Below are 23,298 nucleotides of genomic sequence, written 5' to 3' on the forward strand. Positions count from 1 at the left end.
AAGAACACGGCATGGAAAAATACATGAAATTTACCATGTACAAAAAAGAAACGACAGATAAAAAATACCATGAGAATCCGTATCGGGCTGTAAATTTTGCAAAAGATGCTGATGGAAATCTCTTATGCCCAAACGGTCGGAAATTTCTCTTCAAGAGAACACAGCATGTAAAATATAACAAATATGGGCGGACCGAAGAACTGTATGAATGTGAATCCTGCGAAGGATGTCCGTATAAACAAGAATGCTGTCCGAAAGCACAAAAGAACCGGACAATCCGAATGAATCAGGAATTAACCGCTATCCACCAGGAAGTGCTGCAAAATCTCGAATCCATACATGGTGCCCTCTTGAGAATGAACCGAAGTATTCAATCCGAGGGAACTTTTGGTGTATTAAAGTGGGATAAATCGTATAAAAGATTATTTCGGAGAGGCGAGAAAAATGTAATTCTCGAGCTCACACTGATTTCATGTGGATTCAATCTTTATAAATATCATAATAAAAAGCAACGACAGACGAAAGCTGCATAAAACTCAAGCGTGATTAGCTGAGCTTTATTAAATGCACCATTTTTTATACCCAAAGATGCAGACCTGTTCAAAAATAGAAAAAATTCATACAAAGAAACGCCAAAACCGACGTTTGCCGGAGTTGGCGTTTCTTAATTAGGGACTTATTTTACAGCTCCTTTTTGTGGGCAATATCTTAATCTGTTTTCCTGCCAAGACGGGAGCGGACGATCGTAAAAGCCGGGATGACCAGAGAAGGAATTCCGATGTATCCGATAATGGTGGTTCCCTTCTGGAGCAGGGCTTTCATACCAAAAGAAGCTCCCAAAGCAGCAAGGCCAAGGAGAATGACGGTGATAACAGCCCGGCGCAGCTGCACATTTTTAATGTAAGAGAAAAGCTTGTTAAATCTTGCACATCCGGCGCCGGCCAGTCCGGCAGCACTTGTGAGGACTGCGAGTGTCATCAGAACAACAAAAAGGATAGTCAGCCAGGAAAAGCCAAGTTTTCCGAGTACAGCCATAATGGGCACGGCTACGACACCTGGATTGCAGAGATCCGGGATGACTGTAACATAGCAGAAAAGAGTAAAAGCGATGGCAATCATCAGAACCACAGTGATGACATAACCTGCAATGATCGCTTTTCTGGTTTCCTCACGGCTTTTTAATATATCTGCTACTGACATGACGTTAAAGCAGATCGTGGACTGGAAGCAGCCATACAAAACTGCACTGAAAACAGCATAGAGAAGATTAGGCTCTTTCGTGCTGACAGGGGCAGAGGTAAGTGCAGCGCCAAGGTCATACTGACCAAATACAAGACTCAGAACGGCGATCAGAATGACAACAAAAACGATGGCATACATCATATATTTGGAAGCAAGGGAAAGAAGCTTTGATCCATACAGACATAGCAGTGCAGAAATAATGATAGTAGGGATTGCAGCAGCCCAGTAGCTGAAGCCGAAACTCATAAGTACGTTTGCTTCGCCTGAGAAAGCAAGACCGCCGGCACACATAACGGTGGCAAGGAAAAGAAGATCATAGATGATACTGATGAATTTGCCAGCCTTTTCTCCGTAGCAGGAAAGGACAAAGGGCTTATAGCTGGTTGTATTGTGGCTTCTTGCATATTCTGTCATATAGAACATGACACCGCCGGTCACCAGCATGGCAAGCAGTGGCATGACGAGACCGATCCAGCCATATTTTACATAGTAGGTGACACTGAAGGCACCGGTAGCAAAGCCGGGACCAAAGTGGCCGCCGAGCCATACAGCTGCGACGCCAAGGTAAGATGAAGCAAAGATGTTTTGTTTTTTCATTGGTTTTTCTCCCTCATTATTAATTATGATCAAAAGATGTTCTTGCTGCGAGAGCATCCTTAAAATCCTGAGCCATCTGGATGTGAAGTGGATGCGTCAGATAGTCATTAAGATGTTCACTGCTGTCAAGCTGGACAACTGCCATGAGATCGGCATTGGAATCCCGGTCCACACAATTCCTGAAAACGACCGGGTCTGTGAGAAAAGGCAGCAGCTGATCCAGCTTTTCGTAGGTTTCACGGATACTGGCTTCCACAGCATCAAGATCAGTTCCGGGTTTGAATTTTAACAGAACACAGTGTGTCATATTGGTTTTCTCCTTTTTGCGTAGTATACTTATGTATAATTATACAAACGGATTATACTGCAAGGGGAGTAGGCCAACAAGTATCCAAAAGGGTACCATTGGCACGAAATAAGGGAAAATGAACTATACATATATTGTAAAATGCAGTGATAAAACCTTCTATACAGGCTGGACAAATGACCTGGAAAAGAGAATAGAAATGCATAACAGTGGAAAGGGAGCCAAATATACGAAAGCACGGCTGCCGGTAGAGCTGGTGTATTATGAAGCTTTTGACACAAAAGAAGAAGCAATGAGCCGGGAGTGGCATATCAAGAGGCTTTCCCGGTCAGAAAAACAGAAGCTGATCGAAGCAGCAGACTTAAAGAAGCTGTGATCTGATCAGGAACCTGCATTGAAAGTCAGAGGAGTAGATAAGAGCTTTTGAAAAGGAATACGATCTCCTTCTGGAAGAGCTGGAAGCTGCGGATATTCTGGAGAAACATTTCAATATTTCATAAGAGGGGACAAAGAATCATGATGAAGTACAAGGGAAGCTATTTTCGTTTACTGACATGGCTGGCAATACCTATATGGGCTATGTATTCATGGCAATCTGGAAAGCAGCTGACGGAGAGATCAAAGTAGAGGATTTCAAGAAGGTAACCCAGGAAATGATGGACCGTCCCCTTGTGAAAATCATAAAGGGCGGAAATGACATGAACCGCAAAGAGGATGTGGAAAAGATGAGCAACATGCTCCACGCTGCGGATGCCTGGCAGAAGGCACATCCGGAGTATGCGGAAAAATCCTGGGATTTCCATTTCGATGAAACAAAGCACAAAGACGGGTTTTATTATTACTTTACCAGATGTCCTATGGAAACTTATGCAAGGGAGCATGGCTTTATGGAGGTGCTTCCAGTATGCTGCGATCTTGATTACTGTACAGCAAAGCTGCGTCATGCCAGGCTGATCCGGGATAAGACACTGGCAGATGGCTGTGATATGTGCGAGTACTGGTTTGTAGGCGATCAGGTGAAGGATCCGCAGTAGGGAAAAGAGCGGAAGCTGCATCAAAAGAATCTGGAAGACAAGACGGAAAACAGGATAGGAAAATAAGATATAAAATAATACAGGAAAAGTGAAAAGGAAGTGTCGGTAATAAGTGCCGGGGCTTTCTTTTTTGTATGCTTCTGTGAAGGCTGTCTGAGGAAGTTTTTGACGGAAGGCATAGGCAGAAATGGTGAAAAATGATATGATATAAAACAATGGATAAACGAAAGAAAGGCAGATCAGAGATGCTTGGAAATACAAAGGGAAGACTTCTGAACAAATATGTACCGGATTATGTGCTGTACGATCTGGAGACCACAGGGATTTCCTGCAATTATGATGAAGTGATTGAAATATCTGCTATCCGGGTCAGAAATGGCAGCGTGGACGAAGAGTTTTCATCTCTGGTGAATCCGGGGCGACCGATTCCCTATGCAGCAAGCAGCGTCAATCATATCACAGATGATATGGTGGCCGGATCACCGGACTTTGCAGAGGTCTTACAGGAATTTCTTGATTTTGCTGGGGATGATGTACTGGTCGGTCATAACATCAATGGCTTTGATATGAAATTTCTTTACAGAGACTGTGAAAGATTCTTTGGACAGATGTTGGCTAACGATTATGTGGATACCCTGAAGCTTTCACGGATCTGTATTCCGGGACTTTCTCATTACAGACTGGGAGATCTGGCAGAATATTACGGATTTTCAACAGAAGGGGCACATCGTGCACTGAATGACTGCCGGATGAACCAGCAGATCTATGAAGAACTGGGAAAGGTACTGCGAAATGCCGGAAAACCATATGCAATGAGGGAAAGAGCTGGAACTGGTGCCAGAATGACTGGAAATGAAGGAGTTGTCTTGAACGGGGAAGGAATTAAAATCTGCCCGGTATGTGGACAGATCATGAAAAAACGGAACGGAAGATATGGGGAATTCTGGGGCTGCACAGGCTTTCCTCTTTGCAGACATACGGAGAAAATCTGAATATGGAAAAATTGCATGACAGGGATATCAGGGAGCCCCTGTTCGAATTCCTGGAGGAAACCTATGGAAGGATCCGGATTCTGGAAGAAAAAACCATGGGGAAATCCAGAGCAGATATTGTTATGGTGACACCGGAGTACCTGTATGGGATCGAAATCAAGAGTGATGCTGATACTTACGCAAGACTTGCCAGGCAGGTAAAGGATTATGACAGCTATTACGATTATAATATAGTAGTTGTGGGATCCAGCCATGCGCTTCATATTGAAGAGCATGTTCCGGATTACTGGGGGATCATTACCGTCGAGGTAACAGAGAACTGCTTTGATTTTTATATTCTCCGAAAAGCTGCGGCGAACCCGAAGATGAAGTGGAAACGGAAACTGGAAATTCTCTGGCGGCCGGAGCTGGCCCAGTTACAGGAATGGAATGCCATGCCGAAGTATAAGGAGAAAAGCAAGTCTTTTGTGACAGAAAAGATTCTGGAACGGATTCCAGAGAAGATAGATGAAGAGACGCTGAGGCAGCAGATCAGTGAGCTTCTGATGGAAAGAGACTATAATACTGTAGCGGAAACGCTGGCAGAATACCGAAAGGGAGAAATCCAGAAAAGACTGGAAAAAGAAGAGGATCCGCAGAAACGGGTGGAGCTGCTGGCACAGCAGATGGCCAGTAAAAAACAACTGAGAGGAAGGAAAAGACGCAGACGGACCAGAAGAATGTGGTAATGGACTGTGCAGAGGAGGAAAAGAAAAATGAGCTTGATCAGTGGAATTCATCATGTGGCATTCAAGTGCAGAAATGAAGAGGAATATAAGGAAACCATACATTTTTATAAGGATGTACTTGGCCTTACTGTGGCAAGAAGCTGGGAGACAGGCACCATGCTGGATACAGGAGAAGGCCTGATCGAGATTTTTAACAATGGAGAGGATCCTAAGGAACAGGGCGTTATCCGGCATTTCGCACTGGAAACGGAGGATGTGGAGTCTTGCGTGAGAGTAGTCAGGGAAGCGGGCTATGAAGTGTTTATAGAACCCAAGGATATCGTGATCACATCAGAGCCGCCATTCCCGGCAAGGATCGCATTCTGCAGAGGACCCCTTCAGGAAGAAATTGAATTTTTTCAGGAAAAGAAATAGAGAAATCGTTTGAAAATCGGATTGACGATTCAGAGCCGGAGTGTTAAGATAGAGCTACAAAATAGAGTGTTATCGTATAAACGGTTCACCTGTTAATAAGTTTATCAAAAAAGCAACCTACTTGTGGTGAGGGCGGTTGCTTTTTTGATGCCTATGTTTCTGACCGGTTTGTATGATACTTATAATTGTGACAATTTTATGGATGCGTGTATACTCCACCAAAACCATGGCAGAATAATCAGAAACAGGAGGTTTTTGAGATGGTAGAATCTGGAAAAAGAATGGAACAGCTTAAGTCATATCTGCGCAGGTTATCTGAGGGAGAGATCCTTGACAGTGTCCGTGCGGATTTTATGAGAGAATTTAAAGACGTAGATGCTGTAGAGATCATGGAAGCAGAGCAGCAGATGATCAAAGAGGGGATGCCGATTACAGAGGTGCAGAAGCTCTGCGATATTCATTCAGCCCTGTTTCACGGCGCCACGCTGGAGGAGAAAATTGCGAATGCGAGACAGCCGGTGGATGTGACATCTCTTCGGGAAGAAAGAGCAGAGAAAACCAGGAAACTGGTGGAGACAACGGGACATCCGCTCTTTACGCTGACACAGGAAAATGAAGCGCTTGAGAAGGTTATTGCCAGAATCAGAGAGCAGCTTGACCGGAAAGTGACAGAGGCAGCAGGCACTGGAACAGCAGTAAATGGCAGTAGAAATACAGGAGAAAATGCAGTCAGCAGGGAACTTTTATCAGAAATCCGGGAGCTTGCGATCCATTATGCCAAGAAGGGGGATCTTTTATATCCTCTGTTGAAAGTAAAATATGGAATATCAGGTCCGTCTGATGTGATGTGGACGACAGATGACGAGATCCGGGATGAATTATCCGGCCTTGCGAAAGCAAAGGGACAGGATGAAGCGTGGAAACAGCGTATGGAGCGTGCCATGACACGGGCAGAGGAAATGATCTACAAGGAAGCCAATATTCTGTTTCCTAACTGTGCAGTTCATTTTACAGAAGAAGAGTGGATCGGAATCTATCAGGATGCGAAGGATTATGATGTCTGTCTGTCGGTTGAACCAAAGAGCTGGGAGAGGGCAGAGAAGATCCTGCAGGAGAGAACAGCGTGTCAGAGAGAATCCGATGACGGGGAGATCGTGATGGCAGGCGGGCATCTGGAAGTAGAAGAACTGGAAGCCATGCTGAACACGATCCCGATGGAAATTACCTTTGTAGATGTGGAAAATAAAAACAGGTTTTTTAATGAAGGACATAAGGTATTTAAGCGTCCTGCCATGGCGCTGGGGCGGGAAGTATTTTCCTGTCATCCACCGAAAGTGGAGCAGCAGGTACGCCGGATCATTGAAGAGTTTCGGGCGGGTACGCTGGATGAGGTGCCGGTGTGGATGAATAAAAACGGCAGGATCATGCTGGTGAAATATATGGCAGTCAGAGACAGGAATGGCCGGTATATAGGTACTCTTGAACTGGTACAGGACATGGAGTTTGCAAGAGAGTATTTTGAAAGAAAACATGACTGAAGAGGCAACAGGAATGACAAAAGAAGTGCAGGCAAATAAATACGAAATTGATATGTGCAACGGAACGATCATGGATAAGCTGATTTCGTTTTCCCTGCCGCTGATGCTGTCAGGGATCCTGCAGCTTTTGTTTAATGCAGTGGATATTGTAGTGGTTGGACGCTTCACCGGCAGTCAGGCGCTGGCGGCAGTGGGATCCACTACTGCCCTGATCAATCTGTTCATCAACCTTTTTATCGGTGTTTCTCTGGGAGCCAATGTGCTGGCCGCCAGATATTATGCAGCAGGGAAGCAGAAGGAAATGTCAGAAACAGTACACACAGCGATGCTGTTTGCCCTGATCAGCGGATGTGTCATGGTTCTTGCAGGACTGTTTTTTTCGAGAGGTGCACTGGAGCTGATGGATACACCGGATGATGTGATCAGTCAGGCAGCTCTTTATATGAAGATCTATTTCATGGGAATGCCCTTTTTCATGCTTTATAATTATGGGGCTGCAATCTTAAGGGCAGTAGGTGATACGAAGAGGCCGCTGCTGTTTCTGGTTATTTCAGGAGCAGCCAATGCGGCTCTGAACCTGCTTCTGGTCATTGTCTTTTCCATGGGAGTGGCGGGAGTAGCAGTCGCAACGGTGATCTCCCAGTGTATTTCCTGTGTAATGGTATTATCCTGTCTCATCCGGACAGAAAGCAGTTATCAGCTTTCTCTTAAAAAGCTTCGGATCCGCCCGGCTTATCTTCTGCAAATCTTTCAGGTGGGGATCCCGGCAGGAATCCAGAGTACAGTGATCACCTTTTCTAATGTGCTGCTGCAGTCTTCCGTGAATTCCTTCGGTTCTACGGCGATGGCGGGCTATACTGCAGCCAACAATATTTTCGGATTTCTGTACACGTCGATAAACTCTGTTTCACAGGCATGTATGAGCTTTACCAGCCAGAATTATGGCGCAGGGAAGAAAAAGAGGATGGATCTGGTGCTTCGGGACTGCCTGATCCTGACGGTGGTGATTGGACTTCTGATGGGCGGAGGTGCCTATCTTTTCGGACCGGAGCTGTTACATATTTATACCTCTGACGAGGCAGTAATTGCCTGTGGCATGGAAATTCTTCTTTATACTACGGTCACGTATTTTCTGTGTGGGATCATGGATCTGATCCCGGGAGCACTGCGTGGAATGGGACGGTCTGCAGTGCCAATGCTGCTGTCTGTTATCGGAACAGTAGGAACCAGGATTATCTGGATCTATCTGATCTTTCCGGCACACCGCTCTCTGGCAGTGCTGTTTATCTCCTATCCGGTTTCCTGGCTGGCGACTATCATCATGCAGGCTGCCTGTTTCTTCTTTGTAAGAAGGAATGTTCACAGTAAAATGAAATGATAAATGTTTTTTCATTTACCCCTTTTTTTAGATTGAAAAAAGGGGTAAAATATTCTGATATAGTGTATGCGGGAAAAGACAGAAGAAAGACAGGCAGAATACTGCGGCAGAAAGGATCATGATATGTCAATTGACAGAGTGAGGGAATATTTTAAACAATATGGAATGGGAGACAGAATACTGGAATTTCCGGTATCCAGTGCGACGGTAGAGCTGGCGGCACAGGCACTTGGCTGTGAACCATGCAGAATTGCCAAAACCTTATCATTTATGGTAGGGGAGGAGCCTGTTCTTATTGTCATGGCAGGAGATGTTAAGATCGACAATGCAAAGTATAAAGCTAAATTTGGGAAGAAGGCAAAAATGCTGACAATGGACGAGGTAGTAGCGCTGATCGGCCATGCTGTTGGCGGAGTATGTCCCTTTGCAGTAAATGAGGGTGTTAGCACATTTCTGGATGAATCATTGAAGCGTTTTCCTACGGTATTTCCTGCCTGCGGAAGCAGTAACAGTGCCATTGAACTGAATATGGAGGAGCTGGAAAGGTTTTCCCGCAGTAAAGAGTGGATTGATGTAACTAAGGTAATATAAGGGAGATAGGATAAGCTATGTCAGAAAAAAGAGGTTCATTTAAAAGCAGCTTTGGGTTTGTTGCAGCCTGTATTGGTTCGGCAGTGGGAATGGGAAATATATGGATGTTTCCAACAAGGGTATCACTTTATGGAGGAGGCTCCTTTCTGATCCCATATGTTGTTTTTGTAATCCTTATTGGATTTACCGGTGTGACAGGAGAAATGAGTTTCGGACGTGCGGCAAGATCGGGTCCGGTAGATGCTTTTGGTATTGCCTGTGAGAAAAAGGGAAAAAGGAAGATAGGAGAAATACTGGGAATGATCCCCGTGCTTGGCTCTCTTGCCATGGCGATCGGCTATACAGTAGTCATGGGATGGATCCTGAAGTATACAGCAGGGGCATTTACCGGTTTTTCCATGGATAGTGCAGAGGAATATGCAGCAGCCTTTGGAGAGATGGCATCGGCATTTGGAAATGATGGATGGCAGATCATAGCGCTGATTCTTTGTATGGTGATCCTGATGCTCGGTGTGGGGCATGGAATAGAAAAAGCTAATAAGGTAATGATGCCGGCATTCTTTATACTGTTTGTGATCCTGGCAGTTTATGTAGCCTTTCAGCCTGGGGCAAAGGAAGGGTATCAGTATATTTTCCGTATCGATCCGGCAGCCTTAAAGGATCCTGCAACATGGATATTTGCCCTTGGACAGGCATTCTTTTCCCTGTCAGTAGCAGGAAATGGAACCCTGATCTATGGTTCGTATCTGCCAGATCAGGAGGATATCCCGGCATCTGCAGGAAGAGTAGCGTTTTTCGACACGCTGGCGGCTCTTCTGGCAGCTCTTGTGATCATTCCGGCAATGGCCATGACAGGGGCACAGCTGGATCAGGGAGGTCCGGGTCTTCTGTTTATTTATCTTCCCAATCTGATCCATACCATGGCAGGGGGAAGCGTGATCATGATCGTATTTTTCGTAGCGGTATTCTTTGCAGGAATGTCATCCCTGATCAATCTGTATGAGGCACCGATCGCCACAGTACAGGAGAAGCTTAAGCTTGGAAGAGTGCCAGCCTGTGCGCTGGTTGGTGGCATCAGTGTGATTATTTCCCTGGTCATCCAGGGAATCGTATCAGACTGGATGGATGTGCTGTCCATTTATATCTGTCCTCTGGGAGCAGGACTTGCCGGGATCATGTTCTTCTGGGTTCTAGGAAAGAGTTACGTGGAGGAGCAGGTTAACAGGGGAAGGGAAAGGAAATATACGAAAGTATTTTATCCGGTCTGTAAATACATTTATATTCCGGTTTGTATTCTTGTACTGGTTCTTGGCATTGCACTGGGAGGAATTGGCTGATGCAGATAATGGACTATATCAATGCCCACAGAATGGATGAGAATCCCTGCGAATGTGTGATCCTGCCGGATGGCAGCGTGGAGGAGCCGACACCCTCCCACATCGAAAAGCTGGCACAGATAGCTGGAGAGGATAAGATTTCGATCAATAAAAAAATGGACAAAAACATGGAGCCGCTTCTTTTTATGGTGGAATATACAGGCTGCATGCTGGTGTGGCAGACACGGGTGGTTGTGCCCTCCAGTCCTACCGCCAAACAGGAGGAGGCGTTGGAAACACTGTACTTTGCAGCAATGCTCTCGCCAAATTACCTGCGGGAACAGGTGGGGGAGAATTATGTGGAATGTGTAAAAAGAAGCAGGAATGAGCAGAAATAATGTAGTTGTGAAAAGCGGAGGAAACTCAGATGAAGGTATTAGTTGTAGTGGATATGCAGAATGATTTTATTGACGGAGCACTGGGAACAAAGGAAGCAGAGGCGATCGTTCCTTTTGTAGCAGATAAGATCAGAAATTTTGATGGTATGGTTCTGTCAACCAGAGATACTCATTTTGAAAATTATCTGGAAACGCAGGAAGGAAAGAATCTGCCGGTAAAGCATTGTATTAAAGGAACCAATGGTTGGCAGATCAGAAAGGAAATAGCAGAGCTGGTTTCAGAAGAGCCTGTTGATAAACTGACATTTGGCAGTGACAGACTGCCGGAGAGACTACGGAAGCTGGCAGATCAGGAGCCGATAGAAAGCATAACACTGGTTGGACTCTGTACGGATATCTGTGTTATTTCCAATGCCATGGTAATAAAGGCATTTTTCCCGGAGGTTCCCATTATTGTGGATGCAAAGTGCTGTGCAGGTGTTACACCGGAAAGTCATACACAGGCGCTGAATGCCATGAAGGTATGTCAGATCCAGATTGAGAATGAATAAATATGTGGAAGATCAGACAGATTTTTGATGGTGAATATGGCTGTGAAGAAAGGATGCCAGGAGAAGAAATGAAATGCCTTGTTGTGCTGGAGAATGAAGAGTGCCTGACAAAAGAGGTTATGGCAGAAGACAAATTCCTGACAGAAAACGGTCTGAATGAGGGAGATATCTGGCCGGAACAGTGATATTTTGGCGCCGGCTTTTTGGTGTAGCTTTATACTTCGAAAATTGACGAACAGACGGTTGATAAGTATAATATTTATATATTTGCAGAGCGTAAGAGATGGTGGGGAATTATGGGGATTTTCACAAAACCGGAAGTGGTGATTCTGAAAGGAACCAGTGATGCACAGGCATATCTGGAAAAGTTGGAATTGCTTCAGAAAAAAGCAGAAGGAACTGCACTTGAGCAGATCCAGAAGGAAATTGCAATTACAAAGGCAGGTATCCAGGGAGAAGAGAATATACTGTTTGAACTGAAAAACAGTAATATGGATATGTATGTGCTTCAGGATATTTATCTGGAAACCGGAGATGGTCTTGGAGCACAGATTGATTTCATTGTTGTAACAGCAAAGTTGAACTTTATTATTGAATGTAAGAATCTTTTTGGAAATATCGAAATCGATTCCAAAGGAAATTTTATCCGGACTATGGAATATGGTGGAAAGAAGCACAGGGAGGGCATTTATTCACCTATTACCCAGAATGAACGGCATATGGCTGTTTTAAAGGAATGCAGGGCAGAGAATAGAAATTTCCTGATGGGAGCATGGATCAGAAAGAATTTTGATCTTTGGAATAAATCACTGGTGGTACTGGCAAATCCCAAAACGATTGTAAATGACAGATTTGCCACAAAAGAAGTAAAGAATCAGGTGATTCGGGCAGACCAGTTAATTGGAACTATGAAGAAACTGATCAGTGAAAACAGGGAGCTTCCATCTACGAAAAAGGAAATGAAGGAGATTGCGGAAAAAATCCTGAGAAGAAACAAAGAGCAGCGCAAGGATTATGCTGAGAAATATGAAAAACTGGCAGAACAGACAGAAGACATATCAGAAGCAAATGACAGTAAAGCGGAAAGCATGAAAGCAGAGGAAACAGAGAATATTGTTTCTGGGGTCTGCCCCAGATGTGGCAGGGAACTGGTACTTCGAACTGCAAAAAAGGGAGACAAAGCAGGAATGCAGTTTTATGGGTGTTCCGGATTCCCAAAGTGCAGATATGTCAGGAATATGACAGAAAGCTAAGAAAGGTACAGTAGCAGATGACAGTGTTGGAATTCTTTGAAAATCTGATGCATCACATTGTAGAGGTTGCAATCCTCGTGTTTGAATTTATCGGTGTGATCGTAATTATCATCTCCGGACTGAAGGGCTTTTATTTTTATCTCCGCCGCAGACCGGATATGAAGCTTGCACTTGCGCAGGGGCTTGCCGTTGGACTGGAGTTCAAGCTCTGCAGTGAGATCCTGAAAACAGTAACAGTCCGGGATTTTAAAGAGATTGCTACAGTAGCGGGCATCATAGCGCTCCGGGCGGCACTGACATTTTTGATCCACTGGGAGATCAAGGAAGAGAAAGCAGAAGAAAAGGTGGAAGAGAAGACAACAAAGGAGTAGGCATGATCAAATTAGGATCCCATGTGGGAATGGCGGGAAAGGACATGTTCCTTGCTTCTGTGAAGGAAGCAGAAAGCTATGGTGCCAATGTCCTGATGCTCTATACAGGAGCCCCACAGAATACAAGACGAAAAGAAATCAAAGATCTGAATATCGAAAAAGGATGGGAATATGCGGCGCAGGCAGGCATTAACGAAATCGTTGTGCATGCGCCGTATATTATAAATCTGGCAAATACTGTGAAGCCGGAGACCTTCACACTTGCTGTAGAATTCCTGGAAAAGGAAATCATAAGGACTGCAGCTATGAGAAGTAAAATACTGGTGCTGCATCCCGGCTCCTGCCTGGATGCGGGTGTGGATGCCGGAACAGCCCAGATCGTTAAGGGATTAAATCAGGTGCTGGATCAGAATGAGGACGATGTTTTCATCGCACTGGAAACCATGGCCGGCAAGGGCAGTGAGATCGGCAGAAGCTTTGAGGAGCTTGCCAGGATTTATGAGGGGGTTCATAAAAAAGAGCGGCTCAGGGTATGCTTTGATACCTGCCACGTGAATGATGCCGGATATGATCTTTCACATGATTATGAAGGAGTATTCCAGCACTTTGATGAGGTGCTTGGACTTGGACAGATCGCAGTATTTCATATCAATGACAGCATGAATCCCTGTGGTACACATAAGGACAGGCATGCTAATATCGGAAAAGGATACCTTGGGGAAGAGGTACTGAAAAAGCTTGTCCACGATCCGAGATTTGAAGAAATACCGAAGATCCTGGAAACACCATGGCTGTGTGAGGAAGGTTCTGATAAGAAGACAATCCCGCCTTATAAGGAGGAGATCCGTCAGCTTTTAGGATAAGGGTAAAAGAAGGGAAGAAAACTAATTGGTACGGAGAAGATATATTCCGCTTAGAACAGCACACCCGGGAATGATCCTGGATCAGGCGATCATTGACAGAGCCGGTCGTGTGCTGATCGCAAGGAGAACACCACTTGAGGATTTTCATATTGAGGGTCTGAGAAAAATGGGGGTTGGCGGCATTTACATCCGTGAGGGGGAAGAAGATCCTGATCAGGAGGTAGAAAAAGAAGAACAGTCTCTGCCGGCAGCACTTCAGAAAACTTATGACAAGGTTAAAGTAAGGGATCCTGCCAGGGTTAAAATTTCAGAAAGTGTGCGGAAACGTGTGGCGCAGGGAGTACAATACCTGTATCAGGATACGAATTCTGCAGACTTTACCAATGCGTCCAGGAGTATCACAGATGATCTGCTGAAGGCTATTGAGGATAATGATGCAGTGGCGGTGGATATCGGTGCCCTACAGGTCAGTGATGAGTATACCTTTAAGCACAGCGTGGATGTGGCTACCATGGCCATGATCGTAGCAAGAAAATATGGACTGAATGATAATCAGGTCTATCAGATCGGTATCGCCGGACTTCTGCATGATATTGGAAAATCCAAAATCCCGAATGAAATCCTGAATAAAGCGGGTAAACTGACAGATGATGAGTTTACCATTATGAAAATGCACTCCACTTATGGCTATCATATCCTGGAGCCGAAGAAGGATATCTCGCAGGAGGTCAAACTCGGGGTACTGCAGCATCATGAAAAGATGAATGGAAAGGGATATCCCATGCAGGTGACCGGGGAGAAGATCCACCTGTTTTCCAGGATCATTTCAGTAGCTGATATTTATGATGCACTGGTGACAGAACGCCCTTATAAGAAACCCTTTTCTCCAAGGGCGGCAGTTGAGATGATCATGTCCATGACGGAAGAACTGGATATCAAAGTAATGAAATGCTTTATGGAAAGTGTGATCCTGTATCCGGTTGGCAGTGATGTCATGCTGAGTACAGGCGAAATGGCAAGGGTAGTAGAGAATCTGTCTTACGCTGTACTGCGGCCCAAGGTACTTGGCCTGCAGAACGGCAAGGTATATGATCTGGCCAATGATGTAAAGTGTGCGAATATTATTATTCTCTGACAGAAAGGCGATGGAATTATGTGTACGGCGGCAACTTATCGTACAAAAGATTTTTATTTTGGAAGAACACTGGATTATGAATTTTCCTACGGTGAGGAAATAACAGTGACACCAAGGAACTATCCTTTTTCTTTCCGGTATCTTCCGGAGAAAAGAAAGCATTATGCAATCATAGGCATGGCTCATGTGGAAGAGGATTATCCATTATATTATGATGCAGTCAACGAAAAGGGACTTGGCATGGCCGGGCTCAATTTCGTAGGGAATGCTGTTTATGGAGAAGTAAGGGAAGGAAAAGAGAATGTGGCAGTTTTTGAACTGATTCCATATATTCTTTCACAATGTGAAAATGCAGAAGAGGCAAGAGAACTCTTAGGAAAAATACAGATTACAGATACCAAATTCAAGGAACAGCTCCCAAATGGCAGACTGCACTGGATCATTGCAGATGAAAAGGAAGCCATTACTGTGGAGTCAGGCACTGAGGGACTTAAGATCTATGAGAATGCGCCAGGTGTCCTGACTAACAATCCACCCTTTCCCATGCAGATGTTCCAGCTGAACAATTATATGCAGCTCTCAAGCAGGCAGCCGGAGAATCTGTTTTCTGACCAGCTTTCCTTGGAAACTTACAGCAGAGGGATGGGAGTCCTTGGACTTCCGGGAGATCTTTCATCAGCATCCCGTTTTGTACGGGTGGCATTTACAAAGCTCCATGCCAGATCAGGAGAAGGGGAAGCAGACAGTGTAGGACAGTTTTTCCATATCCTTGGAAGCGTTGAGCAGACGAGAGGATGCTGCGAACTGGAGAATGGCAAATACGAAATTACCATTTATACCTCCTGCTGTAATGCAACAAAGGGCATCTATTACTACACGACTTATACGAACCGGCAGATCACGGCGGTTGACATGCACAGGGAGAAGCTGGATGGCACAGAACTGATCCGCTATCCCATGCTGGAGGAAGAACAGATCCGGTTACAGAACGCATAAGGGCTGCTGCCGGCAGAATATACACAGAAACTTATGAAACAGAGGCAGTGTATAGAATGAAAGAAATACAGATCAGAAAATACGGGGAAAAGGATATTCCTGCCATGGTGAAAATCTGGAATGAAGTGGTAGAGGATGGCATTGCATTTCCCCAGTTAAAGGTACTGACAGAAGAAAGCGGCAGAGAATTTTTCGCACAGCAGACATACTGCGGCGTAGCAGAGGATGAGGCAGGAGAAGTACTTGGTCTCTATATCCTGCATCCAAACAATGTGGGAAGATGCGGACACATCTGTAATGCCAGCTATGCGGTAAGCAGAGAAAAAAGAGGGCTGCACATCGGGGAGAAGCTGGTCAGGGACTGCATCAGACAGGCTCACGAAGAAGATTTCCACATTCTGCAGTTTAATGCTGTTGTGGCTTCCAATGTCCATGCAAGACATTTATATGAAAGAATAGGATTCCATCAGCTGGGAATCATTCCGGGAGGCTTTCTGTTAAAGGATGGCACATATGAGGATATCTGTCCTTATTATATAGAGGTCTGAAGAAAAAAGGGTAGCGGTGGAGATACTTTTTCGCTATAATGAGACAGAGAGATAAAGAGATGAAGCTGCGAAAACAGCAGAATGGAGGCATTATGGAAATCGTATGTTTGGATCTTGAGGGTGTACTGGTACCGGAAATCTGGATCGCTTTTGCAGAGGAGACAGGGATCCCGGAGTTAAAGAGAACAACCAGAGATGAGCCTGATTATGATAAGCTGATGAAATACAGGATCGGCATTTTAAAGGAACATGGACTTGGACTGAAGGAGATTCAGGAGACTATTGAGAAGATCGATCCTCTGCCGGGAGCAAAAGAATTTCTCGATCAGCTCCGCAGCCTGACACAGGTGATCATTGTCAGTGATACGTTTTCCCAGTTTGCAGGACCGCTGATGAAGAAGCTCGGCTATCCGACTATCTTCTGTAATTCTCTGGTAGTGGCACCGGATGGAGAGATCACAGACTTTAAGATGCGCTGTGAAAAGTCCAAATATACGACAGTAAAGGCTCTGCAGTCTATCGGCTATGATACGATCGCAAGCGGTGACAGCCACAATGATCTTGGCATGATCGAGGCCAGCAAGGCGGGCTTCTTGTTCCGCACAACAGATGCGATCAAACAGGAGTACCCGCAGTATCCTGCCTTTGAAACCTATGATGAGCTGCTTGCAGCGATCAAAGAAGTGATTGCCTGAAGAGGGACAGACAGTATGAATATAGAAACAGTAGCAATCATGGGAGCAGGTGCCGTAGGCAGTTATTTTATCACAGGCCTGATCCCGAAGCTTGGAGACCACCTTATGGTGATCGCAGAAGGAGAGAGAAAAGAACGTCTGACAAAGGAAGGCATCATTGTCAACCATGAAAACTGGAAGCTGAATGTGAAGACACCGGAGGAAGCAAGGGGAGCAGATCTGCTTCTGATCGCCACCAAATACGGTGCACTGAAGGAAAGTCTTCCGGCTGTTGAAAAGATCGTAGATGATCATACGGTTGTAATGAGTCTTTTAAATGGTGTAGACAGTGAAGAGATCATCGGAGAGCGGATCGGAAACCAGCATATGGTATATTCCATGATGAAGATTGCTTCTGAAAGAGATGGTAACAGCATTGTGTATGATCCTTCTGTAACACAGGGTGTTTTCTTCGGGGAAGCAGACCGGAAGAGAAGTGAGAGGGTAGAGGCTATCGCAGCACTTTTTGAAGGAACCGATATCCGCTACACGATCTGCAGCGATATCATCCGGGATATCTGGTTTAAATATGCACTGAATGTAAGTAAAAACCTTCCGCAGGCAGTCTTAAACTGCAGCTTTGCAGGCTACAGTGCCAGTGAGCATGTGACATTCATAAGCCAGAAGCTCCGGGATGAGGTTGTGGCTGTAGCAGCAGCGAAGGGCATTGATATCAGTGATGAGGACAATACCCTTGGAAAGAACAGTGCCATATCCGGAGCAGCAAGATTTTCCACACTGCAGGATCTGGATGCAAAGCGTCATACAGAGATTGACATGTTTTCTGGTGCCATGATCCGTATGGGACAGGAGCTGGGAATTCCGACACCTTATAATGAGTATACCTACCATGCCATCAAGGCACTGGAAGAGAAAAATGACGGTCTGTTTTCCTGAAGACCGAAGAATCCTGCTTGCAGGATTCTTTTTTTTGTGTTTTACCTATTGACATGGTAGGCGAATAGGAATACTATCTCCATAGATGAAAAAAGGAGGAACACCGCACAATGGTAATTTCTTCAAAAGGAAGATATGCACTGCGGATCATGGTCTATCTGGCAGGAAAGCCGGAAGGAGAATATGTACCGCTGAAGGAAATATCCGAGAAGGAAAATATTTCGCAGAAATATCTGGAAAGTATTGCGACAGTCCTGTCCAAGGGACATCTGATCGAGGCAGCAAGTGGTCATAAGGGCGGCTATCACCTGTCAAGGAAACCGGAGGAGTACAGTATAGGAGAGGTACTCCGTATGACAGAGGGAAGTCTGGCACCGGTGGCCTGTCTGAAAGAGGATGCGGGGCATTGTGATCAGGCAGATCTGTGTTATACGCTGCCAATCTGGCAGGGACTTGCCGATGTCATCAATAATTATCTGGATTCCATTTCCTTAAAGGATGTGGCAGACAGTGCACAGAATATGGAAAACAGTCAGGACATTCCTGACAAGAAGGAGGAGTAATTATGGAAGAAAAGCATTTGCTTACGGTGAAGGATCTGCATGTAAATGTGGAAGATAAAGAGATCCTGCACGGTGTGGATCTTACGATCAATAAAGGGGAGACTCATGTACTGATGGGACCGAACGGAACCGGCAAATCAACCCTTGGCTACGCCTTGATGGGAAATCCGAGATACAGTGTCACAGAGGGTGAGATCTGGTTTCAGGGAAAGAATATAACAGAGGAAGCAGTGAATGAGAGAGCAAAGGATGGTATCTTCCTTTCCTTCCAGAATCCGCTGGAGGTACCGGGTGTTACCTTAAGCGCCTTTATCAGAAGCGCCCTGGAGCAGAAGACCGGCAAGCGGACCCGCCTCTGGGATTTCAAGAAGGAGCTGGCAAGGACCATGGAAATCCTGCAGATGGATCCTTCCTATGCAGAGCGTGACCTGAATGTGGGATTTTCAGGTGGTGAAAAGAAAAAGGCAGAGATCCTGCAGCTTCTGATGCTGAAGCCTTCCCTTGCCATTCTGGATGAAACCGATTCCGGTCTTGATGTGGATGCGGTCCGCACTGTTTCAAGGGGAATCGAGGAATACCAGAAGAACTGTGACGGTGGTCTTCTGATCATTACCCACAGCACAAGGATCCTGGAGTATCTTTCCGTGGATGATACCCATGTGATGGTAGAAGGAAAGATCGTAAAGACAGGAGATGCATCCCTGGTAGATGAGATCAATGAAAAGGGATTCAAAGAGGTAACATTATGAAAGAAAAAAGTCATGTAGAGGATATAGACAGAAGCATCTATGATTTCCGGGATGAAGAGAAGGATGCTTACCGGATCAATGCCGGGCTGACCCCTGAGATCGTGGAAAAGCTGTCCAAAGAAAAGCATGATCCGGCGTGGATGGAGCTGTTTCGTCTGCAGTCCCTGCAGATTTATAATCAGATGCCGGTTCCAGACTGGGGACCGTCCATAGAAGGACTGAACATGGATCAGATCGTGACCTATGTCAGACCGAATACCAAAATGCAGGCCAAGTGGTCTGATGTACCGGAGGATATCAAGAATACCTTTGAACGTCTCGGTATCCCGGAGGCAGAGAGAAAGTCCCTGGCAGGTGTCGGTGCCCAGTATGATTCTGAGCTGGTCTATCATAACGTAAGAGAAGAGGTAGCAGCGCAGGGGGTTGTTTATACAGATATGGAAAGTGCCCTGAACGGTGAATATGCCGATATGGTGAGGAAGCACTTTATGAAGCTGGTCAAGCCAAATGACCACAAATTTGCAGCCCTTCACGGCGCCGTATGGTCAGGCGGTTCCTTTGTTTATGTACCAAAGGGTGTATCCGTAGAGATTCCGCTGCAGTCCTATTTCAGACTGAATGCACCGGGAGCCGGACAGTTTGAGCATACCCTGATCATTGTGGACGAGGGAGCAGATCTGCATTTCATAGAAGGCTGTTCTGCACCGAAGTACAATGTAGCCAATCTCCATGCAGGATGTGTGGAGCTGTTCGTAGGAAAGAATGCAAGACTGCGTTACTCCACGATTGAGAACTGGTCCAAGAACATGTACAATCTGAATACCAAGAGAGCACTGGTAGAAGAGGGAGGAACCATCGAGTGGGTTTCCGGATCCTTCGGTTCCCACGTATCCTATCTGTATCCCATGAGTATCCTGAAGGGAAAGGGTGCCAAAATGGAATTTACCGGTATTACCTTTGCCGGAAAGGGACAGAACCTGGATACCGGTGCCAAGGTCGTACACAGCGCACCGGATACCAGCTCCTATATGAATACCAGATCCATTTCCAAGGATGGAGGGATCAGTACCTTCCGTTCTTCCGTAGTGGTGACAAAGGAAGCAAAAAATGCCAAGTCAGCGGTTTCCTGCCAGTCTCTGATGCTGGATTCCATTTCCAGGTCAGACACCATACCGGCTATGGATATCAGGACAAAGGATGCCAATATCGGACACGAGGCCAAGATCGGCAGTATCAGTGACGAAGCAGTATTTTATCTGATGAGCAGAGGCATGAGCGAAGAGGATGCAAGAGCCTGCATCGTCAGTGGATTTGCCGACAATGTTTCCAAGGAACTCCCGCTGGAATATGCAGTGGAGATGAACAATCTGATCCGCCTGGAAATGAAGGGCAGCATCGGATAAGGGAGGATAATAATGGAGCAGAACAGAGAGATCAAGATCAATCAGCTTCCTTCCAAAACCTGGCACTGGCTTCATATGAATGAAGCTGTTGTTACGGTGCCGGAGAAGATGGAAGAAGCAGCTATCAAAATAGAAGAAACAGATCAGCTTGTAAAAGTAAAGGTGGCAGCAGGGGAAGGCAGCCTTCCTATGAAAGCAGAAGCCGGAAAAGAGATCACTGTCGTAGAGCAGCTTGGCAGTCCGGAAGAAAAGGAAACTGGAATGCTGAAATTCCACACGGAGCTGGAGCTTCAGGAAAACAGTCATATCCATCTGATCCAGATATGTATGCCCTCAGAAGGACAGACACTGATCAATAAGGTTACGGCAAAGGCAGAAAAGAATGCCAGGGTATCTGTAACTCAGCTTTTCCTTGGAACAGGGAATACCTACAGTGAAGTGAATGCAGGACTTCTTGGCAGGGAATCGGATCTGACAGCAAAGATTGGATATTTCCTGCAGAAAGAGCAGAAACTGGATATTAACCTGATCGCCGATCACAGAGGGGAAAAGACGACCTGTGATATTACGGCAGAAGGAACCCTGAAGGATAAGGCACAGAAGCTCTTCCGTGGAACCATTGATTTCAAAAAGGGCGCCTGTGGAGCGAAGGGAAGTGAGGTAGAGGAGGTACTGCTTCTTTCAGATGATATCGTCAATAAGACCATACCGCTGATCCTCTGCGCAGAGGAGGATGTGGAAGGTAACCATGGGGCAACTATTGGTGAGCTAGATGAAGAGACACTGTTTTACTTTGCAGCAAGAGGCATAGGCAGGAAAACAGCAGAAAATATGATGGCAAGAGCAAAGCTTGAAAAGCTCTGCCCTGAGATACCGGATGAGGAAACCAGGCAGCTTGTGATGGAGCAGCTTGAAAAGCTTATGCCTGAGACAGCAAGGGAGGAAAATGCAGATGAAGCGTGATTACAGAGAAGATTTTCCCCTGCTGATGCAGAATGAGACAGCCTATCTTGATAATGCGGCAACAGCCCAGCGTCCGGCCTGCGTGATCGAGCGGGAAAAAGCCTTCTACGAAACAGAGAATGCCAATCCCATGAGAGGGTTCTATCCTTTAAGCCTTGCAGCGACAGAAAGCTATGAAGAGGCGAGAAAAACCGTGCGTGATTTCCTGAACGCAGCCCACACAGAAGAGATTATTTTTACCAGAAATACAACAGAGAGCCTGAACCTTGTGGCATACAGCTATGGCCTTACCAATCTGAAGCCGGGAGATGAGATCGCCGTATCCATTATGGAGCATCACAGCAATCTCCTGCCATGGCAGATGACAGCCAGGATGACAGGGGCAAAGCTCCATTTCCTTGAGTGTGAACAGGATGGCACCCTTACAGAGGAAACCCTGACAAAGGGGATCCACGAAGGAACGAAGCTGGTAGCTGTGGCACAGGTATCCAATGTCCTTGGCTGCCAGAATCCCATAGAGGAGATCTGCAAAAGGGCACATGAGGTGGGAGCGGTCGTTGTCGTGGATGCCGCACAGAGTGCACCCCACATGCCGATCGACGTGCAGAAGCTTGATGCTGATTTTCTGGCTTTTTCCGGACATAAGCTGCTTGGTCCCATGGGAATCGGTGTCCTTTACGGAAAGCGGGAGCTGTTAGATGCCATGCCGCCCTTCCTGACCGGCGGTGAGATGATCGAGTCCGTGACAAGGGAGGGAGCGGTCTTTGCGGAGCTGCCTCACAAATTTGAAGCTGGTACGGTGAATGCAGCCGGGGCAGCAGGCCTTGCTGCAGCAATCGAATATATTCAGGGTATTGGCTTTCCTGAGATCATGGAAAAGGAAGAAGCGCTGACCAGACAGGCCATGGAAGGAATCGCAAAGCTTCCTCATGTGAAGATTCTCGGGTCGGAAAGACCGGAAAACCATACCGGTATCGTAGCCTTTACCATAGAGGGGGTGCATCCGCATGACGTCAGTGAGATCCTTTCCTCTGACGGGATCGATGTAAGAGCCGGTCATCACTGTGCACAGCCGCTGCTGGCCTATCTGGGGGACAATGTGGCAACAAGAGCCAGCTTCATGTTTTATAATACCCCGGAAGAAGTGGAAAGGCTCATTCAAAGCGTAGCATCCATTAGAAGGAGAATGGGTTATGGAGAATAGAAATTTTTATAATGAGATACTGACAGAGCATAATATGCGTCCGGAATTCAAGCATGAGCTGCCGGATGCCAATATTGTTCTGGAAGGAAAAAATCCAAACTGCGGAGATGATATCTTCCTGAAGCTGAAGGTAGAGGACGGTGTGATCACAGATGGTGCCTTCACCGGAGACGGCTGTGCCATTTCCAGCGCATCTGCGGATATCATGCTTGGCATGATCATTGGAAAGACAAAGGAGGAGGCTCTGCAGCTTGGAGAGCTTTTCTTAAAGATGATTAAGGGAGAAGCCTCTGATGAGGAGATCGACCAGCTTGAAGAAGCATCGGCTCTGAAAGATATCGCTCATATGCCTGCCAGAGTCAAATGTGCGGTTCTTGGATGGCATACGCTGAAGGAGGCGCTGAAGGATCAGTAGCTGCACGGAAAAAATAACAGAAAACATGCTTATTGATTATGTTTCTCAATAACAAAAAAAGAATGGAATCTTTGGCACGGAGACGCTATAATAATTTTTTATAAAAAAAGAAAGGTAC

At 45.9% G+C, this 23,298-nt stretch carries 29 protein-coding genes; 27 read left to right on the forward strand and 2 right to left on the reverse strand.

The window, feature by feature from the left end:
* Positions 1-533 (forward strand): transposase (locus tag WJQ40_RS03640; protein WP_337537943.1); only part of this gene is annotated, 533 nt, incomplete at its 5' end.
* A 175-nt stretch (positions 534-708) separates the two neighbouring features.
* Here the strand turns inward: WJQ40_RS03640 and WJQ40_RS03645 are convergent.
* Together WJQ40_RS03645 and WJQ40_RS03650 are read right to left on the reverse strand one after the other, a co-directional pair.
* Positions 709-1,839, reverse strand: a complete 1,131-nt coding sequence (locus WJQ40_RS03645; protein WP_337537946.1) for a hypothetical protein — start codon at positions 1,837-1,839, stop codon at positions 709-711.
* Between the two features lie 19 nt (positions 1,840-1,858).
* Positions 1,859-2,146, reverse strand: a complete 288-nt coding sequence (locus tag WJQ40_RS03650) for a Dabb family protein (RefSeq protein ID WP_337537948.1) — start codon at positions 2,144-2,146, stop codon at positions 1,859-1,861.
* Positions 2,147-2,264: 118 nt separating this feature from the next.
* Here WJQ40_RS03650 and WJQ40_RS03655 point away from each other — a divergent pair, with 118 nt between their 5' ends.
* The 26 genes from WJQ40_RS03655 to sufU all read left to right on the forward strand — a co-directional run bounded on the left by WJQ40_RS03655 (position 2,265) and on the right by sufU (position 23,180).
* Positions 2,265-2,522, forward strand: a complete 258-nt coding sequence (locus tag WJQ40_RS03655) for a GIY-YIG nuclease family protein (RefSeq protein ID WP_118798077.1) — start codon at positions 2,265-2,267, stop codon at positions 2,520-2,522.
* A gap of 196 nt (positions 2,523-2,718) precedes the next feature.
* Positions 2,719-3,180, forward strand: coding sequence for an L-2-amino-thiazoline-4-carboxylic acid hydrolase (locus tag WJQ40_RS03660; protein WP_337537951.1), 462 nt, complete (start codon positions 2,719-2,721; stop codon positions 3,178-3,180).
* A 245-nt stretch (positions 3,181-3,425) separates the two neighbouring features.
* Entirely contained in the window at positions 3,426-4,172 is a 747-nt protein-coding gene (locus tag WJQ40_RS03665) for an exonuclease domain-containing protein (protein ID WP_262574981.1), read from the forward strand.
* Between the two features lie 2 nt (positions 4,173-4,174).
* Complete coding sequence (locus tag WJQ40_RS03670; protein WP_337537953.1) at positions 4,175-4,900, forward strand: sce7726 family protein; 726 nt, start codon at positions 4,175-4,177, stop codon at positions 4,898-4,900.
* A 27-nt stretch (positions 4,901-4,927) separates the two neighbouring features.
* The gene (locus WJQ40_RS03675; protein WP_337537955.1) at positions 4,928-5,314 is read left to right on the forward strand and encodes a VOC family protein; all 387 of its coding nucleotides are present in this window, start codon (positions 4,928-4,930) and stop codon (positions 5,312-5,314) included.
* Positions 5,315-5,574: 260 nt separating this feature from the next.
* Positions 5,575-6,852: a DUF438 domain-containing protein gene (locus WJQ40_RS03680; RefSeq protein ID WP_337537957.1), complete on the forward strand. Its 1,278-nt coding sequence runs from the start codon at positions 5,575-5,577 to the stop codon at positions 6,850-6,852.
* A 13-nt stretch (positions 6,853-6,865) separates the two neighbouring features.
* On the forward strand, positions 6,866-8,230 hold the full coding sequence (locus WJQ40_RS03685; protein WP_337537959.1) for an MATE family efflux transporter: 1,365 nt from the start codon (positions 6,866-6,868) through the stop codon (positions 8,228-8,230).
* A 123-nt stretch (positions 8,231-8,353) separates the two neighbouring features.
* Positions 8,354-8,821: a YbaK/EbsC family protein gene (locus WJQ40_RS03690; protein WP_337537991.1), complete on the forward strand. Its 468-nt coding sequence runs from the start codon at positions 8,354-8,356 to the stop codon at positions 8,819-8,821.
* A gap of 17 nt (positions 8,822-8,838) precedes the next feature.
* Positions 8,839-10,158: a sodium-dependent transporter gene (locus WJQ40_RS03695; protein ID WP_337537961.1), complete on the forward strand. Its 1,320-nt coding sequence runs from the start codon at positions 8,839-8,841 to the stop codon at positions 10,156-10,158.
* Entirely contained in the window at positions 10,158-10,535 is a 378-nt protein-coding gene (locus WJQ40_RS03700; RefSeq protein WP_118798083.1) for a hypothetical protein, read from the forward strand. The genes WJQ40_RS03695 and WJQ40_RS03700 overlap by 1 nt, the downstream gene beginning before the upstream one ends.
* Before the next feature lie 29 nt (positions 10,536-10,564).
* Positions 10,565-11,086: a cysteine hydrolase gene (locus tag WJQ40_RS03705; protein WP_262574988.1), complete on the forward strand. Its 522-nt coding sequence runs from the start codon at positions 10,565-10,567 to the stop codon at positions 11,084-11,086.
* A 2-nt stretch (positions 11,087-11,088) separates the two neighbouring features.
* The gene (locus WJQ40_RS03710; protein ID WP_118798085.1) at positions 11,089-11,271 is read left to right on the forward strand and encodes a hypothetical protein; all 183 of its coding nucleotides are present in this window, start codon (positions 11,089-11,091) and stop codon (positions 11,269-11,271) included.
* Positions 11,272-11,382: 111 nt separating this feature from the next.
* Positions 11,383-12,339: an NERD domain-containing protein gene (locus WJQ40_RS03715; RefSeq protein ID WP_262574990.1), complete on the forward strand. Its 957-nt coding sequence runs from the start codon at positions 11,383-11,385 to the stop codon at positions 12,337-12,339.
* Between the two features lie 17 nt (positions 12,340-12,356).
* A complete protein-coding gene (locus WJQ40_RS03720) occupies positions 12,357-12,710 on the forward strand; it encodes a DUF1622 domain-containing protein (RefSeq protein ID WP_118798087.1) in 354 nt (117 codons plus the stop codon).
* 2 nt (positions 12,711-12,712) lie between these two features.
* Positions 12,713-13,573: a deoxyribonuclease IV gene (locus WJQ40_RS03725; RefSeq protein WP_118798088.1), complete on the forward strand. Its 861-nt coding sequence runs from the start codon at positions 12,713-12,715 to the stop codon at positions 13,571-13,573.
* 25 nt (positions 13,574-13,598) lie between these two features.
* A complete protein-coding gene (locus WJQ40_RS03730; RefSeq protein WP_262574992.1) occupies positions 13,599-14,708 on the forward strand; it encodes an HD-GYP domain-containing protein in 1,110 nt (369 codons plus the stop codon).
* Positions 14,709-14,726: 18 nt separating this feature from the next.
* On the forward strand, positions 14,727-15,704 hold the full coding sequence (gene bsh / locus WJQ40_RS03735; RefSeq protein WP_337537966.1) for a choloylglycine hydrolase: 978 nt from the start codon (positions 14,727-14,729) through the stop codon (positions 15,702-15,704).
* A gap of 56 nt (positions 15,705-15,760) precedes the next feature.
* Positions 15,761-16,252: a GNAT family N-acetyltransferase gene (locus WJQ40_RS03740; RefSeq protein ID WP_337537967.1), complete on the forward strand. Its 492-nt coding sequence runs from the start codon at positions 15,761-15,763 to the stop codon at positions 16,250-16,252.
* A gap of 92 nt (positions 16,253-16,344) precedes the next feature.
* Entirely contained in the window at positions 16,345-16,947 is a 603-nt protein-coding gene (thrH, locus tag WJQ40_RS03745) for a bifunctional phosphoserine phosphatase/homoserine phosphotransferase ThrH (RefSeq protein ID WP_118798122.1), read from the forward strand.
* A 15-nt stretch (positions 16,948-16,962) separates the two neighbouring features.
* Positions 16,963-17,883 (forward strand): ketopantoate reductase family protein, encoded by a 921-nt coding sequence (locus WJQ40_RS03750; protein WP_337537969.1) that lies wholly within the window; start codon positions 16,963-16,965, stop codon positions 17,881-17,883.
* Between the two features lie 110 nt (positions 17,884-17,993).
* On the forward strand, positions 17,994-18,446 hold the full coding sequence (locus WJQ40_RS03755; RefSeq protein WP_118798091.1) for an Rrf2 family transcriptional regulator: 453 nt from the start codon (positions 17,994-17,996) through the stop codon (positions 18,444-18,446).
* Between the two features lie 2 nt (positions 18,447-18,448).
* Positions 18,449-19,195, forward strand: a complete 747-nt coding sequence (gene sufC / locus WJQ40_RS03760; RefSeq protein WP_337537971.1) for a Fe-S cluster assembly ATPase SufC — start codon at positions 18,449-18,451, stop codon at positions 19,193-19,195.
* Positions 19,192-20,598 carry a Fe-S cluster assembly protein SufB gene (gene sufB, locus WJQ40_RS03765; RefSeq protein WP_118798093.1) on the forward strand — a complete coding sequence of 469 codons (1,407 nt, stop codon included), beginning with the start codon at positions 19,192-19,194 and terminating at the stop codon, positions 20,596-20,598. Before sufC ends, sufB begins: the two co-directional genes overlap by 4 nt.
* Before the next feature lie 12 nt (positions 20,599-20,610).
* A complete protein-coding gene (locus WJQ40_RS03770; RefSeq protein ID WP_337537973.1) occupies positions 20,611-21,561 on the forward strand; it encodes a SufD family Fe-S cluster assembly protein in 951 nt (316 codons plus the stop codon).
* Positions 21,551-22,765 (forward strand): SufS family cysteine desulfurase, encoded by a 1,215-nt coding sequence (locus WJQ40_RS03775; RefSeq protein WP_337537974.1) that lies wholly within the window; start codon positions 21,551-21,553, stop codon positions 22,763-22,765. The genes WJQ40_RS03770 and WJQ40_RS03775 overlap by 11 nt, the downstream gene beginning before the upstream one ends.
* Entirely contained in the window at positions 22,755-23,180 is a 426-nt protein-coding gene (gene sufU / locus WJQ40_RS03780; protein ID WP_118798096.1) for a Fe-S cluster assembly sulfur transfer protein SufU, read from the forward strand. Before WJQ40_RS03775 ends, sufU begins: the two co-directional genes overlap by 11 nt.
* Positions 23,181-23,298 lie beyond the last annotated feature (118 nt).

The organism is Suilimivivens sp. (assembly GCF_037359455.1).
GTDB classification, from domain to species: domain Bacteria; phylum Bacillota; class Clostridia; order Lachnospirales; family Lachnospiraceae; genus Suilimivivens; species Suilimivivens aceti.